The sequence below is a fragment of the Sutcliffiella sp. FSL R7-0096 genome, assembly GCF_038595065.1.
GTDB lineage: Bacteria > Bacillota > Bacilli > Bacillales > Bacillaceae_I > Sutcliffiella_A.
Genome location: NZ_CP152003.1, coordinates 3185996 through 3203518 on the forward strand (window position 1 = coordinate 3185996; position 17523 = coordinate 3203518).

Sequence of the window (17523 nt, forward strand, 5' to 3'; positions counted from 1 at the left end):
TTACTGCAAAAATCAACAGTATGCTTTAACAAAGCCATTTAATAAAAAAGCACCAGGAACGACTTCCCTGTAAAAAGGGAAGTTCACTGCCGTTGCTTTTGAATTCCGGTGACTCTAATCATCTTCTAACATACGATTGATTTCAGTCTGTAAATTAATATAGTTCTCGCCTTTAGAATCAAGTTCCACCGCTTTGTTAATAGAAGAAGATGCTTTTTTTGTTTCATCAAGTTCCAAATAAACAAGTGCCAAGTTATAATGTGCTTCATGAAATTCCGGAGCAATAGCAGTCAATCTTTCCAATTGCTCCCTCGCTTCCTCTTTTCTACCTTCCTTTATATTAATAAAAGATTGATAGAAAAGTACTTCAGGGTATTCCTTTTCCCTGTCTTCCAATTTAGTAAGCAGTCCGCGCGCCTCTTCATAGTCTTCCTGCTGAATCATCGTTTCAGCTTGAGACAGTAGCAGGTTCGGGTTTTCGCTGTTATAGCCTTGTAGAAGCAAAAAATATGTCAGCATTACTGCACCCCCAAGACCTAATACCCGGGGAATTAGCTTTTTGTGCTTAGGTAAGTGGACAACAGCTGATGCAAGGAATCCGCCTATCAGCCCGCCAATATGTCCGGCATTATCAATTCCCGGGATAGTAAATCCGATAGCCAGGTTAATTCCGATCAGCACTAGGATGTTCATCCCCATCGTCCGGAAAAATAATTTCGGATACGTCATACCAATAAACAACAGAGCACCAAAACACCCAAAGATCGCGCCGGATGCACCTGCTGAAAGGGATGATGTGAACACAAAGCTTGCAAGGGAGCCCGCAAACCCCGCAAATAAATAGATAAGTAAGAATCGGGTATTTCCATAGATTCTCTCTACCGCACTACCTAAATAAAATAAGGCCATCGTGTTCAGTAGGAGATGTAAAATCCCGATATGAAGAACAATGGGTGTGAAAAAGCGCCACCATTCTCCTTCTAAAATTGCTGGATTATACTTGGCCCCATATTGTACCAGTGTCTCCGGGTTCTGACTCCCACCGTTCGTTTCCAATAGATAAAACATGACAAGATGCAAAAAGATGAAAAGATAAGTGAACAACGGTTTGCCATGCTGGAAGATGGATTGTTCCATTTTCACCCTTTGCGATGAAGCGTTCAGGACGCGTTGCTTAAGGTGATACAAACCTAAATCATCCATTATAATGTCTTCTTCCACTTGCACCTCGTCTCCCGTAATATTGGATATCTCATTTAGCGCACGATGCAAGTTCCCTTCATGCACCACTACAGAATGAAGTTCCGCCTTATTTTTAATAAAAGGCTCTTGGATTCTGAACTCCCAATCGTCTACTGGCGGATAGGAGGAAACATATATGTTAAGCGCGTGCAAGCTGCGCTTTCGTAACTGATTTTTAAAATTCACCACATGATGGGAGGCGTTTTCTATATCTCGCTGAAGCCATGTGCTCCAATCCAGGTCATGCCGATAAAGCCGGATAATTGGTGCTTTCTTGTGGTTCAACCCTTCTAGCCAAACCTCCATTTGATCTGGTGATATATGTAAAATTCGATACTCTTTTTTTATAACAAAATGTTGTACGAGCTGCCAAAAAACCATATCCTGTTTCAAATCTCCACCTCCTCGTTCCTTTATTTTATATGGTAGGTGAGGAAAAGTAAAAAAATAACTAAAAAAGAAAAACCGCCGGATATAACCGGCAGTTCATCCACGGAAAACGGTTTGTAAAAAGCGATCTCGGACAAATGGTAAGTCCATGCCAAATGCCACCACAAATCTTCTAATACTACTGATACCCAAAATGTAATTCAGGATTTTATAACGATTATTATAAATCGCATATGTACCTACAATGATAAGAAAAATTCTTAGTAAGAATCCCATTTTCATCCCTCCTATCCTTATTTTGCATAGAAATGAAAAAAACATGCCTCCTAGGAGACATGTTTTATATATATTTTTATGCTTAGTTAAACACCGCTGTTGATTAGGTCATTTAAAACACTTTATCTTTTATTTCTGTAAGCACCTTTACTGAGAGGTGGAACTGCTCGCTCTCTTTTTCATTCAAATCAAGCTCCAGAATCTCTCTAATTCCATTTCGGTTTACTATCGCTGGCACGCCGATATAAACATCTTCACTTCCATATTCTCCATCCAAATAAGCAGAAACCGTCAAAATGGAATTCTCGTTTTGAAGGATCGCCTTTGTCAGCCTTACGAGCCCCATAGCAATCCCATAATAAGTAGCACCTTTTCTCTCTATAATATGGTAGGCTGCATCCCTTACACTTTCAAACAATTCATGCAAATCTTCTTCTTTATATTCTTCCTGTTTTGCCATCAGTTCCAGGATCGGTTTGCCACCGATATCTGCCTTGCTCCATACTGGTAATTCCGTATCCCCGTGTTCTCCAATTATATAGGCGTGAACATTGCGTGCATCCACTTGAAAATAATCTCCAAGCATATATCGGAATCTTGCTGTATCGAGGATGGTTCCTGAGCCAATTACCCGTTCTTTCGGCAGTCCGGAAAATTTCCAGGTGGCATAGGTCAAGATATCAACAGGATTTGTGGCCACAAGGAAAATGCCATCAAAACCATTATCCATTACTTCCTCTACAATGCTTTTAAATATCTTTGTATTTTTTTCTACTAAATCTAATCTTGTTTCACCAGGCTTTTGATTGGCACCTGCACATATCACCACAATGTCCGCATCCTGACAATCCTTATAATCGCCATACCAAATTCTTGTTGGTGTAGGCGCAAATGCAATTCCATGATTAAGATCCATTGCATCGCCTTCAGATTTCTCTTTATTTAAATCAATTAATACGAGCTCTTCTGTCACCCCTTGATTCAATAAGGCAAATGCATAACTTGAACCGACAAACCCTGTTCCTATTAAAGCAACACGACTAATTCCGTTTCTCATGGTATCTCCTCTTTTCACCTTGGTTACTATTACATTTTCAGTATAACAGAAAAGTTTGTGAAATAGTGAGCAATATTCATCTATTTTGTTAACGAACGAAAAGGCTAAGGATAATCATCAATATGCTCGCAAGTAAGATGGATGATATATTCACCACATCATTATTTACAAAAGACACACCTTTTACTAATATGGTCGGCTGATGACAGTGAACCTTTTTTTCCACCAGTTTCCCGCACTCTTTACAGCGATAAGCTGACTGGACAGTTGCTCCTAATATTGTATCGATGAAACAGCCTACCACACCCAAAATAATGATCCAGAAAACGGTAATTGCATTAATCTCTTCCCATAAAGAAAAGGAAGCAATACCAATTAAAGCGGAACCAGCAATAGCGGCAAGAGTCCCTAAAGAGGATATGGCACCTGAAGTTCCCGGTTCCACTTTTTCCAATCGCAAGATAGAGAACGGCTGCTTCCTGCTCAGCGTCCCTATTTCCGATGCCCATGTATCCGAATTTGCAACTGCAATGGACACTACAAACCCATATATCCAATATTCTGCAGGAAACAAGTACGCCATCATCCCTATAAGTGCTGGCACCCCGCCATTTGCCAGTACCTGCACCATGTCACGCCGCGAACCTTTTTCATGCATATCCTCCATATTCTCTTTTTTCTTTCGATTGTATTTACTCCAGTAGCTGGAAGTCACAAAGAACAGCCCTATCAACAAAAGTCCGTATCCTTGGAAGCCCAAGGCAATGAAGATCCCAACTATGAAAGTTCCAATCGCACCAGAAAAAGTTAATGCTTTCCACTTAAATCCGCTCCAAGCCAACACGACAATTCCGATTATTAATAGAATGTCATTCTCTAATAGTGCAGTCATACTCATCCTCATTTGTCACGATTTTATGTACTGGGATATCGAAGTTATCTTTCGGGACTTTTTTTACAAGTTGTTGTGAAAATGCCAAAGATACCTTAACGCCAGTAAAATCAACCAAGTAACGATCATAATATCCGCCACCAAAGCCGATCCTATAACCCTCTTTATCAAAAAGCAATCCCGGAACCAGCATGAAGTCGATAGATTCCTTTGGGCAAGCACTGACTTCTGACAAAATTGGTTCTCTCAACCCGAAATAAACGGTTTCAAGCTGCTTAAAGTCATCTAAAAAATAGAATTCCATCCTTTTGTCCTTTGGAAAACATTTAGGCACAACCACTTTCTTTCCCTCATGCCAAGCCCGTAGGATGATGGGTTCTGTATCCACTTCGGGAAAACGGGAAATGGTAACTCCGATCGTTTCGGCCTCTTTCCATTCAATTGAAGCAAACAGCTTCTCTTGAATCTCTTTACACCACGTTTCATAGCTTAATCGGTCTACCCCACCTAAAACAGTTTTCATTTCATCCCTTAATTGACTCTTATCTCTCACTCTGTTCACTCCTAACCAACCATCTCTCCTACTACCATATCAAATATCAAAAGGAAGACAACAGAGAGTTACACAAAAAACAATTATTAAATGGAAATTTCCTCTGTTGTCTGGAGTGCAGGGTGTGAGACTCCAGCGGGAGGTAGCGGTAGCTTGAGACCCCGCAACGAAGTGAGGAGGCTCAAGCACTCGCCCCGCGGAAAGCGAACACCCGGAACGGAAGACAACCGATAGTTATACAAAAAACAAATATTAAATGGAAATTTCCTCTGTTGTCTGGAGTGCAGGGTGTGAGACTCCAGCGGGAGGTAGCGGTAGCTTGAGACCCCACAACGAAGTGAGGAGGCTCAAGCACTCGCCCCGCGGAAAGCGAACACCCGGAACGGAAGACAACAGAGAGTTATACCAAAAACAATTATTAAATGGAAATTTCCTCTGTTGTCTGAAGTGCAGGGTGTGAGACTCCAGCGGGAGGTAGCGGTAGCTTGAGACCCCACAACGAAGTGAGGAGGCTCAAGCACTCGCCCCGTGGAAAGCGAACACCCGGAACGGAAGACAACAGAGAGTTACCCAGCCCCCAACATAATTTCCCCTAACTCGAAAAAAAACTGGCATTCTAAAAAAATAAGTGATATTATAGTAAGGTCTGAATTGAATGTAATATATGTTTGGAGGGATAACGATGCGCGTAAACGTAACTTTAGCTTGTACTGAAACTGGTGATCGTAACTACATCACTACTAAAAATAAACGTAACAACCCAGATCGTCTTGAGCTTAAAAAATACAGCCCAAGATTGAAAAAAGTAACTGTACACCGTGAAACAAAATAAGCAGCAGGATTTTCCTGTCTGCTTATTTTTTTTTGGCTATTTTTACGTATTGATACATCAACCGTTATTTTCCTTACTGTCGTGCTCTTTCCCCTGCTGTACTTAAAATACTACTTGCAACCTTTAAAGTATGTAAGCAGTAAAAAGTCCAATTGCCGACTTTTTACAAGTAAATACAACAATCTTTGAGAAAAGAGCCTTTTTTTTGCCCATTATCCCGCTTCCACAGGACTGATATTCTTTTTGTTTTTCACTTTTACAGATGTTCCTACCTTGTAGCCTTCGCTTATCTGGTATCTCGGAGCAACGGTCACATTTTTTATGGTTGAAGGTGTGGTATGGTCTATCGTCACATCATCCCATACGATGCTCCTGCTCAGTTCACAGTCCTTATTGATCCTCGAGCTCTTTCCAATAATCGTGTATTTCCCGATTACCACATGATCACCTAAGTAAGAGTCGTTTCCGATATATGCAGGACGATTGATGGTCACATTGCTTTCCATCTTTACATTAGAACCAACCCATAAATTCGGAAGCACTTCTTCACCAGGAATGTTGACCTGAACCTTTTTATCCAGCATATCATATTGGGCTTGCCGGTAATCTTCGTGGCTGCCGATATCCTTCCAATAGCCTCTTGCGTGATAGCCATAGAGGCTCATTCCGTTCTTGATGAGTTTGGGAAAGATGTCTTTGCTGAAATCATACTCTTTTCCTTTTTCCATCATACATAATACAAATGGATCCACCACGTAAATCCCCGTATTCACCACTTTACTGAATTCCTGCTCTTTTAGTGGTTTTTCCACGAAACGCCGGATGTGTCCTTCTTCATCCGTATCAATAATGCCGAATTTATTCGGTTTCTTTACCTCTTTCATGAAGATGGTGAAAAGGGCATGCTTTTGGATATGATAGTCGACTCCAGCCATCAAGTTGAAATCGGTCAATGCATCCCCACTTATGACTAAGAAAGGCTCGTCAAGAAGATACTCCGCATTCTTTACACTCCCCGCTGTGCCTAGTGGGGCATTCTCCTCTAGATACGTAATTTGAACGCCCCAGTGAGATCCATCTCCGAAGTAATTCCTTATTTTATCACTCAAGTACTGGAGAGTAATGATAATTTCTGTTATTCCGTGTTCTTTCAGAAGTTCAATACTGTATTCCATTACAGGTTTATTCAGCAGTGGCACTAGTGGTTTAGGGAGTTTTTGGGTTAATGGTAACAGGCGGGTACCTTTTCCCCCTGCTAAAATGACCGCTTTCATCAGCTTGATCCCTCCTACTGGACGGAAGAAGTAGTAATTGTTGTTTCATACACAGCCTCTGTCTTCTCTCTTACATCTTCCCAGTTATATTTTTGCTTCACTTCATCCATCGCATTCCTGCCGAGCTTGATACGCCATCCAGGATTTTTCAGTAACCAGGTAATCTGTTTACTTAACTCTGTACTATTTCCCGGTGAAAAAAGCAAGCCTGTTCTTTTGTGGTCTATAATGGAAGCCATTCCACCGGTCCTAGCTGCTATAACAGGTTTTCCAGCTGCCATCCCTTCAAGGGCCACTATTCCAAATGGCTCATACAAACTCGGCACGACCAGTAAATCTGCTAGATCTAACATGGTCGCTTTTTCTACTTCATTCAAAAATCCGACAAGCAAAATATTTTTTTCCAACCCCAAGCGGGAAATCTCCAGTTTATAATCCGTTAGCCATGGTCCCTTTCCTGCTATCACAAACAGGCATTCCGGGTCGCCTTTAAGAGTTGTTCGCGCAGCATCTATTAAAGTGGTTATCCCTTTTTCCGGTACAATCCTTCCCATGAAAAGAACTAGGTGAGACAACGACCTTCTTCCAATGAAATCTAAGATACTTTTACTTTTTTCAGATGAAAGCTGAGCTCCATTCGGGATTATATGGATCGCATTAATGTCAAGGTTTCTCTTTTCCAATTCCTGTTGCATAAAAGCACTACAAACAATCAGCACATCCGAGTCACTAATCAGTAACTCTTCTAAAGTATTCGTATGTTGTTGTATTGGATGTTCAAGACTGCTTCTACCATTTTCTAGTGCATGGATAGTTGATATCACGGGGAGCGACATCATCTCTTTGAGAGACCTGGCTGCAAACCCCACCAGCCAATCATGTGCATGGATAAGATCAAGTTTATATCGACTAGATAGAATACGAACCTGTTCCGCCATGTTCATATTAGTCTGTGCAACAAAAAGGTGAAAATCATCATAATCACTCGCCACCTCTTTGGCCCGGTACACCTTTATCCCTTCCACTGTTTCCTTCGGGGGAGCCCCGAGTGTGTGTGGTGTTACCACTAGCACTTGATGTCCTGCATGGGCCAGACGTCTGGATAACTCCCATACATGCCTGCCCAGTCCTCCAATAACCGCTGGAGGGAACTCCCAAGTTAGCATAACAATCGTAAAAGTATGTTTTTTTTCTTCATGTATGAAATGATTATGTGACTGATTTACAGAATAGAATACTTCAGAAGTAACAGATTCCTGAAAAGTAAAGGAATCTAAATCGTGTAACGTACATTGCGAAGAATGAGGGTTGCGGCTGTTACCATAGTAAGTGTAGGTGGCAGATAAAGATTGCCATTTTTGCTTGTCAATAAACTTCAATGGTGTCCATTTTTCGGAAGGTGCCATAAGCTGTTCGCGCTTCCACTCCAATGCCATTTCATCACTGTGTAAGAAAGGGAAAAAATCCTTATCCAGTCCCACACCAATTTCTGCACGGATAACGGTAAAAACGAAAGTATCAGGTAACACCATGCTCCCCTCATTCTTTTCTGCCATTATATCCAAGAAATATGCATGGTTTCTATCAGATTGTAAACTCCCTTTCCAGCCTAATAGTCTGATGACCAATTTGTCTGTAGCTTTTGCATGATATACCTTCCCAAACTCTTTCCTCCAGGGATGGATGTTCCATTCACACTGAAGCTTCCTCATGTCGTTTAATACTAGACGAACATATTCTTGTTTATCCTCATTGATGTCCATGTATCAAACCTCTTCCCCCACGAATCTATCTTTGCTTCCATCTTATCACGTAAAATTTCTTTTCTACAACAGCCGTTTTTTGTCGTCTTTTGTGATAAAGTGTAAATTTTTTATGTCCGTTGACAAAAAACGTTCACAAAACTGTCAAATCTTTCTGAGGAATTTGTCGAAAGACTATTTTTCCATCTCTGTACCTATGATATAAAAAAGAGAGAAACTAATTTTGAGGTGACAAGATGTTAATTGCAAGTATCAGTTTGATCGTTATTGCTGTCGCAATAATTGTAATTTCCTTTTTTATGGATGACAAGTTTTCCGATTTGGAAAAGGAAATGGAACAATTATCCTTTGATGTTGTGCAGGACAAGTATAAGTTGGAAAGAAAGATGAAAGTCTTAGAAGAAGAACTATTAGGTGGATCCACTCCTATACATAAGAGCAAGACAAGAAAGGTATCCAACCACCAAAATGTTAGCGAGGAAGACGTGGCCATTTCCCTTTATCAAAAAGGATATTCTCCTTCGCAAATCTCTCAATTCACTTCTACATCAATGGACAAAGTTGAACAGATACTCCAATCTGCAAAGCTTAAAGGGAATGTAGCCAATGAGAACTAATCTAAGAGCTTTCGCAATCGGGATCCTCTTTGCTACAGGAGTCATGGGTGTTGCCTATTCCATCGTAAGCGCCGGGGCAACTACGTTAAATGACGAGTCCGTAAAGGCTTATGCAGCGGAAAACGAAATGCACCTGTTAACGAAGTCCGAGTATAACGATTTATTACCTGCCATTGAGCCTGAAAAAGAAATAAAAGAAGAATCTAAAGCAGAAGAAGTGACAGAAGAGAAGAAAGAGGAAGCGGGCAACCAAGAAGAAGTCGAGGAAAAAGAAGAGTCCAATGAGCCTTTTGAGATTGTGATTCCTGATGGAATGGCTACCTACGAAATTACCGCTTTATTAGCAAGAGAAGGTATCATTGAGGACGACAAGGAGTTCGATGAGTACCTTGAAGGCCGTGACATCGCTACAAAGGTCCGTTCCGGCACATTTATTATGAAAAAAGGCATGAGTTATAAAGAAGCCGCAGAAGTATTGATAAAATAAGCTGTTTGATATTGCAAAAGCACCTTCCATGATGATGGAGGTGCTTTTTTTGTTTCGGGCGATAATTCAAAAATATGGGCGATAGTCCATTTATTCGGGCGAAAATTTAAATGGGCGACAGACTAAAATACACTTTCTCTTTAAAATTACTTTCACCACACAAAAAGTAGCAGCCTCCCCTCCCAGAACTGGCCCGGAATGAAAAAGTTGCTACTCTACTATTCGATAAATCTCATTTGCCCTTGTCTTTAATTTTCAGCAGCCTCAAGCTATTTAACGTCACAAGAAGTGTCGCTCCCATATCGGCAAAGATCGCAATCCATAAGGTGAGCCAGCCCGGAATGACCAGCAGGAGTGCTAATACCTTAAGACCCAATGAAAATGCGATATTCTGTTTAATGATGGTCAAAGCTTTTCGACTCAGCCTGATTGTGAAGGGAAGTTTCCTAAGGTCATCTCCCATCAGAGCCACATCCGCCGTTTCAAGTGCGGTATCCGTTCCCGCTCCACCCATTGCAACTCCTACTGAGGAAGCAGCAAGTGCCGGTGCGTCATTAATACCATCCCCCACCATCATCATGCTACCATGCTCTTCTCTTAATTCTTTTATATAACGGAGCTTATCTTCTGGCAGGAGGCTAGATTTGACCTGGTCAATATCTACCTCATGGCCGATCGCTTCGGCAGTTCTATCATTGTCCCCTGTCAGCATGTATAATTGGCGGATCCCCATCTCTTTCAAATCTTTCACGCTAGAGGCACTACTTCCTCTGATTTCATCACGGATGCCTAGAATACCTAAAATCTCATTCGGTGTACCCACTACAATAACCGTTTTTCCTGCATTCTGAAGTAGATGGATTCTTTCAGCAAGCTTCTCCACTTTCGGATGTTTTTCATTTATAAACCAATTGGGACTTCCTGCTTTATATCGAACCCCTTCGATGGTTGCCTCTATTCCTTTCCCGGCCACAGATTCAAAATCCTCCATGGTATGGGCTGTGTCAGCTACCCCAATTTCCTCCGCTTTCTGGAGAATGGCTGAAGCTAACGGGTGAGTGGAACCACCTTCAAGGGTCGCTACGATTCGAAGCAACTCTTCCTCTGTATGGTGGATAGCTAGAACATCCGTCACTTCTGGTGCTCCCCTGGTGAGGGTGCCCGTCTTATCAAAGGCAATTGCTTTGATCCGACCCACTTCTTCTAGGAAGACTCCACCTTTGATTAAAACACCATTCCGTGCAGCATTCCCTATTGCCGTCACAATGGCAATAGGCGTAGAAATGACTAGCGCACACGGACAACCGACTACAAGTACAGCTAGACCTTGATAAATCCATGTGTTCCAATCCGAGGCCAGCAACAATGGTGGTACAGTTGCAACAAGGAAAGCGATGATAATGATCAGAGGGGTATAGTATTTCGCAAACTTATCAACAAATGCCTGAGAAGGTGCCCTTTCCGCCTGTGCTTCCTCGACAAGATGTATGATTTTAGAAATAGTGGTGTCCTCTACCCGCTTCGTGACTTCAACTTCAAGTAACCCATCTTCATTAAAGGTTCCCGCAAACACCTCGTCTTCCACACCTTTGGCAACAGGAATGCTTTCACCGGTTATCGAAGCTTCACTGATTGATGCAGAGCCTTTCAAAATCTTTCCGTCCATGGCGATCTTTTGACCTGGCTTTACAAGCATCCTGTCGCCTATCCTGATATCCCTCACAGGTACTTGTTGTTCTTTTCCTTCTATTAATATAGTCGCTTGTTTAGGGGATACATTCATTAGTGAACGAATGGAGGCCCGCGCTTTTTCCATTGAATAGGATTCGAGTGCTTCACTTATGGCGAAGAGAATCACAACAGTGGCCCCTTCCCCCCATTCTCCGATGATGGCTGCTCCAATAATCGCGATCGTCATCAATGTCTTCATATCAAATTGCAGTCGTACCAAATTGTTTAAGCCGCTGATAAACAGCCGGTATCCCCCTACAACAATGGAAACGGCAAATAGGAGTGTTGTGGTGATATGCCCTTCTCCCTGTTGAAAGTAAGCAATCCAACCTGCTATCAAGAAAAGAAAGGATAGGAGAACCGTCGCATGTTTTTTATAAAATGGCACTGGCATTTCGACAGGGATCTCCTCCTGTTCAGGAGAAACCTTTATGTTATCGAAAGCTCCAGCCTTCTCAATATCACTTATACTTGCAGCACCAGAAACTGAAACTTTTGATGCACCGAAATTCACTTTTGCATCGGTCACTCCACTAATCTTTTTAACATTATTTTCGAATTTTTGGGCGCAATTGGCGCAAGTTAAACCTTGAATACGGTAAACATGGTCCTCTTGTTTATTTTCCACGATGCTTCACCTCTTTTTGATGGGTAAAGGCGATGTCAATCAATTGCCTGACGTGATCATCATCTAATGAATAATAGACAAGTTTACCTTCTTTTCTGAACTTCGCCAGTCCCAGGTCCCGCAATAGCCTTAAATGGTGGGAGGCTGTCGCAACAGTCGATTCGGTAATAGTGGCAACATCATGAACACAAAGCTCTACTGCAATATTAAGGGCCTGGGCTATCTTTAATCTGGTTGGGTCGGATAAGGCACGATATATTTTCGCAACGTCTTTCGTAATCAAATCATCTATCTGCTCTTTTACTTCATTTACTTTTATTTCATCTGCACAATCGTCCTGGCAATTTACTAAATTAGATTTTGTCGACATGGAAAGCTCTCCTTTACATTCAAACATTCATTTGAATATTAGTATATGCGATATAATAGGAAATAGTCAACACATAAAATCTAATTCAAAAAAGCAAATTGGCACATTTAAGCCAACCTGCTTTTCCTCTTCTTAACATGTATTATACAAGATAAAAAAAGAACCCTGAGATCGTGGACATGCTTATCACCGAAACTACAAAAGTTGCGACTAATTTCTTTTTGTAGATACTGTTCAATAATGCTACTTCTGGAAGGCTAGTCCCTGCAGAACTAATCAAAAATAAACATGTTCTATCTATTTACGTATGAAGAATCGCTGATAAACTCCCAAATAAAAAATGGCCGAGTATTATTTCACTCGACCATTTTTTTATTTTCCAGTCTCAGCAAACGTTTTAATGCGATCACCGATTTCGTCACGCACTCGTTGGAAGAACTTCCACTTCTCTTCTTCTGTTCCTTCTGCTTTAGCTGGATCATCGAATCCCCAATGTACTCTCTCTCTGTTCGGTGGTGTTGCAGGGCAAACATCTGCCGCATGTCCGCAAAGTGTTACGACCAGGTCTGCTTTTTTAAGGATATCTTGGTCGATGGTGTCAGAAGTTTGGTTGGTGATGTCTATGTCAACTTCGTTCATTGCTTTTACTGCATTTGGGTTTACACCGTGTGCTTCGATACCTGCAGAGTAAACATCCCACTCGTCACTAAGGTGTTTTTTTCCCCATCCTTCTGCCATTTGGCTGCGGCAAGAGTTACCTGTGCATAGGAAGTAGATTGTTTTTTTAGTCATGTTGAAAAACTCCTTTTGTTTAGTATTTTGCATATACTCCTGTTGACTTCCGTTCCGGGTGTTCGCTTATCCCTAAGGGCGCTGCTTGAGCATCCTCGCGCAGGTGTCTCACACCCTGCACTTCAATCAACAGGGAAACAACATTAATATTTTTAACCAATTATTAAAAGCCAGAAATATAGGCCGAGTAGCGTGATGAATAGGGTTGGGATGGTTAGGATGATACCTACTTTAAAGTAGTATCCCCAACTGATCTTTACACCTTTCAGGCTTAAGACATGTAGCCATAAAAGGGTTGCCAGGGAACCGATTGGCGTTATCTTTGGACCAAGGTCGGATCCGATGACATTTGCATAAATCAATGCTTCCCTGATGGTTCCGGTTGTTGCTGTATCTTTGATTGCAATGGCATCAATCATGACAGTCGGCATGTTATTCATAAAGGATGAAAGGATGGCTGCAATGAATCCCATTGAGATGGTTGCAACGAACAGCCCTTCATCTGCCGCCATTTGAATGACATCTGTCAATAGATTGGTCAATCCGACATTTCTTAGGCCATATACTACCACGTACATTCCAATGGAGAAAAATACGATTGCCCATGGTGCACCTTTTAATATTTGTTTTGTATGAATAACCGGGCTGTTCCTACTAATTAGAAGAAAAATGATTGCTACAGAGGCTGCTACAAAAGAAACAGGAATGCCGGCGAATTCACTTGCAAAATATCCAATTAGAAGTACAGCAAGTACAATCCATGATAAATTGAACAGCTTCACATCTTTGATAGCCTCTCTTGGTGCTTTCAAAACAGACATATCATAATTTTCCGGGATGCTCTTGCGGAAAAACAAGTAAAGCACCACTATACTTGCACCAAGCGCAAAGAAGTTCGGAACAATCATCCGTGAAGCATACTCCACAAACCCTATATCGAAAAAGTCTGCAGAAACGATGTTCACCAAGTTACTAACAACCAATGGCAAGGATGTCGTATCGGCAATAAATCCACTAGCCATGATGAACGGTAGGATCATCTTTTCTTTAAACTGAAGATTCCTCACCATTGCAAGCACAATCGGTGTCAGAATTAAGGCTGCACCGTCATTGGCAAAGAATGCTGCAACCACTGCACCAAGCAACGTGATATAGATGAACATTCTTACTCCGCTTCCTTTAGCGAAGCGCGCCATGTGCAATGCTGACCATTCAAAGAAACCCACTTCATCTAAAATGAGGGATATGATAATCAGTGCCACAAATGTCAATGTGGCATTCCACACGATGCCAGTCACATCAATCACGTCTGTAAAGGTAACAACCCCAAAGAGTAAAGCCAAAAGGGCTCCACCACAGGCTGACCACCCGATGGACAATCCTTTAGGTTGCCAGATAACAAATACTAATGTTAGTAAAAAAATCACAGATGCCAAAATAATATCCAGCAAATAAATCCCCCCTTAACAACAAGTAATTCTAAGTCCTTTTTCCTCTAGTTCTTTCAACTTTTCTTCAAGTGAAGGAACATGCACAAGTATCGATGTGATTAGTCCATAATGTGGATGTTCCGTATTAATGGAATACGTAATCCACTGGCCTTTCCTTGATTCCTTTACAAGGCCCACATCTTTTAGCTTCTTCACATGCTGGCTGATAGAGGGTTGACTCATTTGAAAAATCTCGACAAACTCACATACACAGCAAGCGTGATCTTGAAGGAGTGCTAGCATGGAGAGTCTGGTTTTGTCACCTAATATTTTCAACGTCACTGCTGCTTCTTCCATTTCTAAGACATGTTGCATACATTCACCTGCTTTCGGAAAAGGTAATCTCGTATAAACAATCACTTATATAAGAATATTATTATATAATAAAACACTTATATGCTAGGGGCAACCTTTTATTTGTAAAGTTATTGTAAAGGTTGATTGCTGTATTATCAGTCAATAGTTATAATGGAATTAAGAAAGCGCTTCCAAAAACATATGATTGGGAAAGGTGATGCTGTTTATGATGGACTATCAGTACAGACGACAAGCTTTTCAAAACCTACATGTGGAACAAGAAGAAGCAAAAAAAGATTTTAAACAAAAAGTTAAAAAATCCAAATCGATGCTGGCTTCCATAGCCGCGTTCTTTTCTTTTTTTCATCACACATCTTAAGGAGCTTGTATGCTCCTTTTTATTATGCCTGTTGCAACACAAAAAACGGGACATTTTTATGTCCCGTTTAGTAAATTATCTATTAATGACCAGAAGTTGCAGATAAGCCTACTCTGTCTATAAGTGTTTTACTTTCATCATTAAGGCCTATAATTTTAACGTTCTTACCTAGTCTTTGATATTTTAATACCGTTTTTGAAATAGCAGTAACTGCGGATTGATCCCAAATATGTGTGTTACTGAAATCAATAACGATTTCTTTTGGATCATTATTGTAATCGAATAAATCTACAAAGTGACTCATCGTTCCAAAGAACATTTGTCCCGTGATTTGATAATGCATGACTTTATCTTTTAACACCATGGTTGCTTTGATTTTGGCCATCTTCCAACCGAAGATCAAAGCACTTAATACAACCCCTGCTCCCACTCCTTTTGCAAGGTCATGTGTATATACAACAATTGCTACGGTTACAATCATGACTACGGCATCAGCGCGAGGTATTTTGTGAATTTCACGGATGGATTGCCAATCAAACGTACCAACGGAAACCATGATCATTACTCCAACAAGAGCTGCCATTGGGATTTGAACCACTACATCTCCAAGCACCATAATCAGAAATAAAAGGAACGTCCCTGCTACTAGTGCAGATAATCTACCACGCCCACCTGATTTAACGTTAATTACTGATTGTCCAATCATTGCACAACCAGCCATACCACCAAAGAACCCGGTTATGACATTCGCAATACCTTGTCCCTTCATTTCACGGTTTTTATTACTTTTTGTATCTGTCATTTCGTCCACGATTGTTGCAGTTAACAGGGACTCTAGATTACCTACGATAGCAAGTGTAAATGCATATGGAAGGATGATCATAAATGTTTCCAAGGACAAATCCACCATAGGGATATGGAAGAAAGGTAAGGTTCTTGAAATTTCGCCTTGATCCCCAACTGTACTGAGACCAAACCCTCCACCAAATAAGGTAATTGCTGTGATAACGACAATTGCCACTAATGCAGATGGTAATGCTTTTGTGACTCTTGGAAGCAAATATATAATGGCAAGTGTAGCAATTACAAAACCGACCATTATCCAGGATCCACCTTTTTCAGGATAAAAGTGAACCAATTGTGCTGAAAAAATTAAGATTGCTAAAGCATTTACAAATCCAATAATTACGGCCTGAGGTAAAAATGAAATAAATTTCCCAAGTTTAAATACACCCATCAAAATTTGGATGATACCCGTTAAGACGGTAGCAGCAAACAGATATTCTATTCCATGATCCGCAACCAGTGTAACCATCAATAATGCCATCGCGCCGGTTGCAGCAGAAATCATCCCCGGTCTCCCACCAGTGAAAGCGATAACCACGGCAATACAGAAGGACGCATAAAGACCCACCATCGGGTCAACACCAGCAATGATAGAAAATGCGATTGCTTCAGGAATGAGGGCTAATGCTACGGTCATTCCGGCAAGTACGTCACCGCGTACGTTGCCAAACCATTCTTGTTTTAAGTTTGCTACGTTCATAGCACACCTCTTTCGTTTTATTTAGTTTTTTGACTTTCTACTCTCAAGAAAGTCGGGTCCGTTTGCAACAGGAAAAATCATACCACAAATTTTCTAAGCTAAAAAATAGGATGAAAACGGGAACACACAAGATTATCTCTCAGTTTCTTAAAATCCCTCTATTTTTCTCTTGTTTTTGCACGTATGTAAAAAAGCGCACAATAAACATAAAGAAAGCTCTGTTCTTAAAGAACAAAGCCGTTAAATTAATCATTTAGTTCATAATGACTACCCTTAACAAGGTAGAAAATGTTTTCCGATATATTGGTTGTATGATCCGCCATACGCTCAATATAACGGCAGATAAAGCTAAGTTGTGTAATTTCAGGAATCATATCAGGGTAGTCTTTTGTAAGCTGCAGCAGTTCACGGATATTTTGACCATAAAGCTCGTCCACCTGGTCATCCATGTCGGCAACCTTTTTCGCCAATACGATGTCCTCATCGTAATATGCTTTTAATGATAAAGATAACATCTCTGTAGCTATACTGTGCATTTTCTCAATCTTTTCAATTGGTAATAATGGCTGATCGCTTTTTCCGATTCGAATAGTGGATTTTGCAATGTTTACTGCAAAGTCAGCAATTCGTTCCACATCTGTTGAAATTTTAATAGCAACAAATATTCTTCTTAAGTCAATTGCAACAGGTTGTTGCTTGGCTATCAAAAGGATGGCAAAATCATTGATTTCCTCATCCAGTCGATCTGCTTTGTTATCTTCTTCAATAATTTGGAGGGCAAGGTCCACATCTTTATTTGTTAATGCCGTAATGGATTTACCCATTGCCACTTCTGCTAAGCTACCTAGCTCCAATAATTTATCTCTTAACGTTTCCAAATCGACATGAAATTGACGCACTACCATCT

18 protein-coding genes and 1 pseudogene are annotated in these 17523 nt (G+C 40.9%); 4 read left to right on the forward strand and 15 right to left on the reverse strand.

Annotated features, from left to right (window positions below; all coding sequences use genetic code 11):
- Nucleotides 1–114: 114 nt before the first annotated feature.
- The 5 genes from MKY77_RS16385 to MKY77_RS16405 form a co-directional block, all read right to left on the reverse strand.
- On the reverse strand, nt 115–1635 hold the full coding sequence (locus tag MKY77_RS16385) for a rhomboid family intramembrane serine protease (RefSeq protein ID WP_339146878.1): 1521 nt from the start codon (nt 1633–1635) through the stop codon (nt 115–117).
- Between the two features lie 93 nt (nt 1636–1728).
- On the reverse strand, nt 1729–1908 hold the full coding sequence (locus MKY77_RS16390; RefSeq protein WP_339146879.1) for a hypothetical protein: 180 nt from the start codon (nt 1906–1908) through the stop codon (nt 1729–1731).
- Nucleotides 1909–2020: 112 nt separating this feature from the next.
- The gene (locus MKY77_RS16395) at nt 2021–2965 is read right to left on the reverse strand and encodes an L-lactate dehydrogenase (protein ID WP_339146880.1); all 945 of its coding nucleotides are present in this window, start codon (nt 2963–2965) and stop codon (nt 2021–2023) included.
- A gap of 88 nt (nt 2966–3053) precedes the next feature.
- Nucleotides 3054–3857 (reverse strand): DUF92 domain-containing protein, encoded by an 804-nt coding sequence (locus MKY77_RS16400; RefSeq protein ID WP_339146881.1) that lies wholly within the window; start codon nt 3855–3857, stop codon nt 3054–3056.
- Nucleotides 3835–4410, reverse strand: coding sequence for a 5-formyltetrahydrofolate cyclo-ligase (locus MKY77_RS16405; RefSeq protein WP_339146882.1), 576 nt, complete (start codon nt 4408–4410; stop codon nt 3835–3837). The genes MKY77_RS16400 and MKY77_RS16405 overlap by 23 nt, the downstream gene beginning before the upstream one ends.
- Before the next feature lie 682 nt (nt 4411–5092).
- On the opposite strand from MKY77_RS16405, the gene rpmG reads away from it, so the two are divergent.
- On the forward strand, nt 5093–5242 hold the full coding sequence (gene rpmG, locus MKY77_RS16410) for a 50S ribosomal protein L33 (protein ID WP_010194590.1): 150 nt from the start codon (nt 5093–5095) through the stop codon (nt 5240–5242).
- Nucleotides 5243–5454: 212 nt separating this feature from the next.
- On the opposite strand, the gene MKY77_RS16415 is transcribed toward rpmG, so the two are convergent.
- Nucleotides 5455–6516 (reverse strand): NDP-sugar synthase, encoded by a 1062-nt coding sequence (locus tag MKY77_RS16415; protein ID WP_339146883.1) that lies wholly within the window; start codon nt 6514–6516, stop codon nt 5455–5457.
- Between the two features lie 14 nt (nt 6517–6530).
- Nucleotides 6531–8279: a glycosyltransferase family 4 protein gene (locus tag MKY77_RS16420; protein WP_339146884.1), complete on the reverse strand. Its 1749-nt coding sequence runs from the start codon at nt 8277–8279 to the stop codon at nt 6531–6533.
- A gap of 236 nt (nt 8280–8515) precedes the next feature.
- Here MKY77_RS16420 and MKY77_RS16425 point away from each other — a divergent pair, with 236 nt between their 5' ends.
- Complete coding sequence (locus MKY77_RS16425) at nt 8516–8896, forward strand: hypothetical protein (RefSeq protein ID WP_339146885.1); 381 nt, start codon at nt 8516–8518, stop codon at nt 8894–8896.
- Nucleotides 8886–9383 carry a hypothetical protein gene (locus MKY77_RS16430; protein ID WP_339146886.1) on the forward strand — a complete coding sequence of 166 codons (498 nt, stop codon included), beginning with the start codon at nt 8886–8888 and terminating at the stop codon, nt 9381–9383. Before MKY77_RS16425 ends, MKY77_RS16430 begins: the two co-directional genes overlap by 11 nt.
- A gap of 232 nt (nt 9384–9615) precedes the next feature.
- Here MKY77_RS16430 and MKY77_RS16435 read toward each other — a convergent pair whose 3' ends face one another.
- The 6 genes and pseudogenes from MKY77_RS16435 to MKY77_RS16460 form a co-directional block, all read right to left on the reverse strand.
- On the reverse strand, nt 9616–11742 hold the full coding sequence (locus MKY77_RS16435; protein WP_339146887.1) for a heavy metal translocating P-type ATPase: 2127 nt from the start codon (nt 11740–11742) through the stop codon (nt 9616–9618).
- Complete coding sequence (locus MKY77_RS16440) at nt 11732–12112, reverse strand: metalloregulator ArsR/SmtB family transcription factor (protein ID WP_339146888.1); 381 nt, start codon at nt 12110–12112, stop codon at nt 11732–11734. The genes MKY77_RS16435 and MKY77_RS16440 overlap by 11 nt, the downstream gene beginning before the upstream one ends.
- Before the next feature lie 142 nt (nt 12113–12254).
- A pseudogene (locus MKY77_RS16445) lies at nt 12255–12392 on the reverse strand (permease); the annotation flags it as partial.
- A 92-nt stretch (nt 12393–12484) separates the two neighbouring features.
- The gene (gene arsC / locus MKY77_RS16450) at nt 12485–12904 is read right to left on the reverse strand and encodes an arsenate reductase (thioredoxin) (RefSeq protein WP_339146889.1); all 420 of its coding nucleotides are present in this window, start codon (nt 12902–12904) and stop codon (nt 12485–12487) included.
- Nucleotides 12905–13056: 152 nt separating this feature from the next.
- Nucleotides 13057–14355 (reverse strand): arsenic transporter, encoded by a 1299-nt coding sequence (locus MKY77_RS16455; RefSeq protein WP_339146890.1) that lies wholly within the window; start codon nt 14353–14355, stop codon nt 13057–13059.
- Between the two features lie 12 nt (nt 14356–14367).
- Nucleotides 14368–14709 carry a metalloregulator ArsR/SmtB family transcription factor gene (locus tag MKY77_RS16460; protein ID WP_339146891.1) on the reverse strand — a complete coding sequence of 114 codons (342 nt, stop codon included), beginning with the start codon at nt 14707–14709 and terminating at the stop codon, nt 14368–14370.
- 208 nt (nt 14710–14917) lie between these two features.
- Here MKY77_RS16460 and MKY77_RS16465 point away from each other — a divergent pair, with 208 nt between their 5' ends.
- Nucleotides 14918–15070, forward strand: coding sequence for a hypothetical protein (locus MKY77_RS16465; protein ID WP_339146892.1), 153 nt, complete (start codon nt 14918–14920; stop codon nt 15068–15070).
- 82 nt (nt 15071–15152) lie between these two features.
- Here MKY77_RS16465 and MKY77_RS16470 read toward each other — a convergent pair whose 3' ends face one another.
- Together MKY77_RS16470 and phoU are read right to left on the reverse strand one after the other, a co-directional pair.
- Nucleotides 15153–16616, reverse strand: a complete 1464-nt coding sequence (locus MKY77_RS16470) for a SulP family inorganic anion transporter (RefSeq protein WP_339146893.1) — start codon at nt 16614–16616, stop codon at nt 15153–15155.
- 245 nt (nt 16617–16861) lie between these two features.
- Complete coding sequence (gene phoU, locus MKY77_RS16475; RefSeq protein WP_339146894.1) at nt 16862–17521, reverse strand: phosphate signaling complex protein PhoU; 660 nt, start codon at nt 17519–17521, stop codon at nt 16862–16864.
- Nucleotides 17522–17523: the final 2 nt, after the last annotated feature.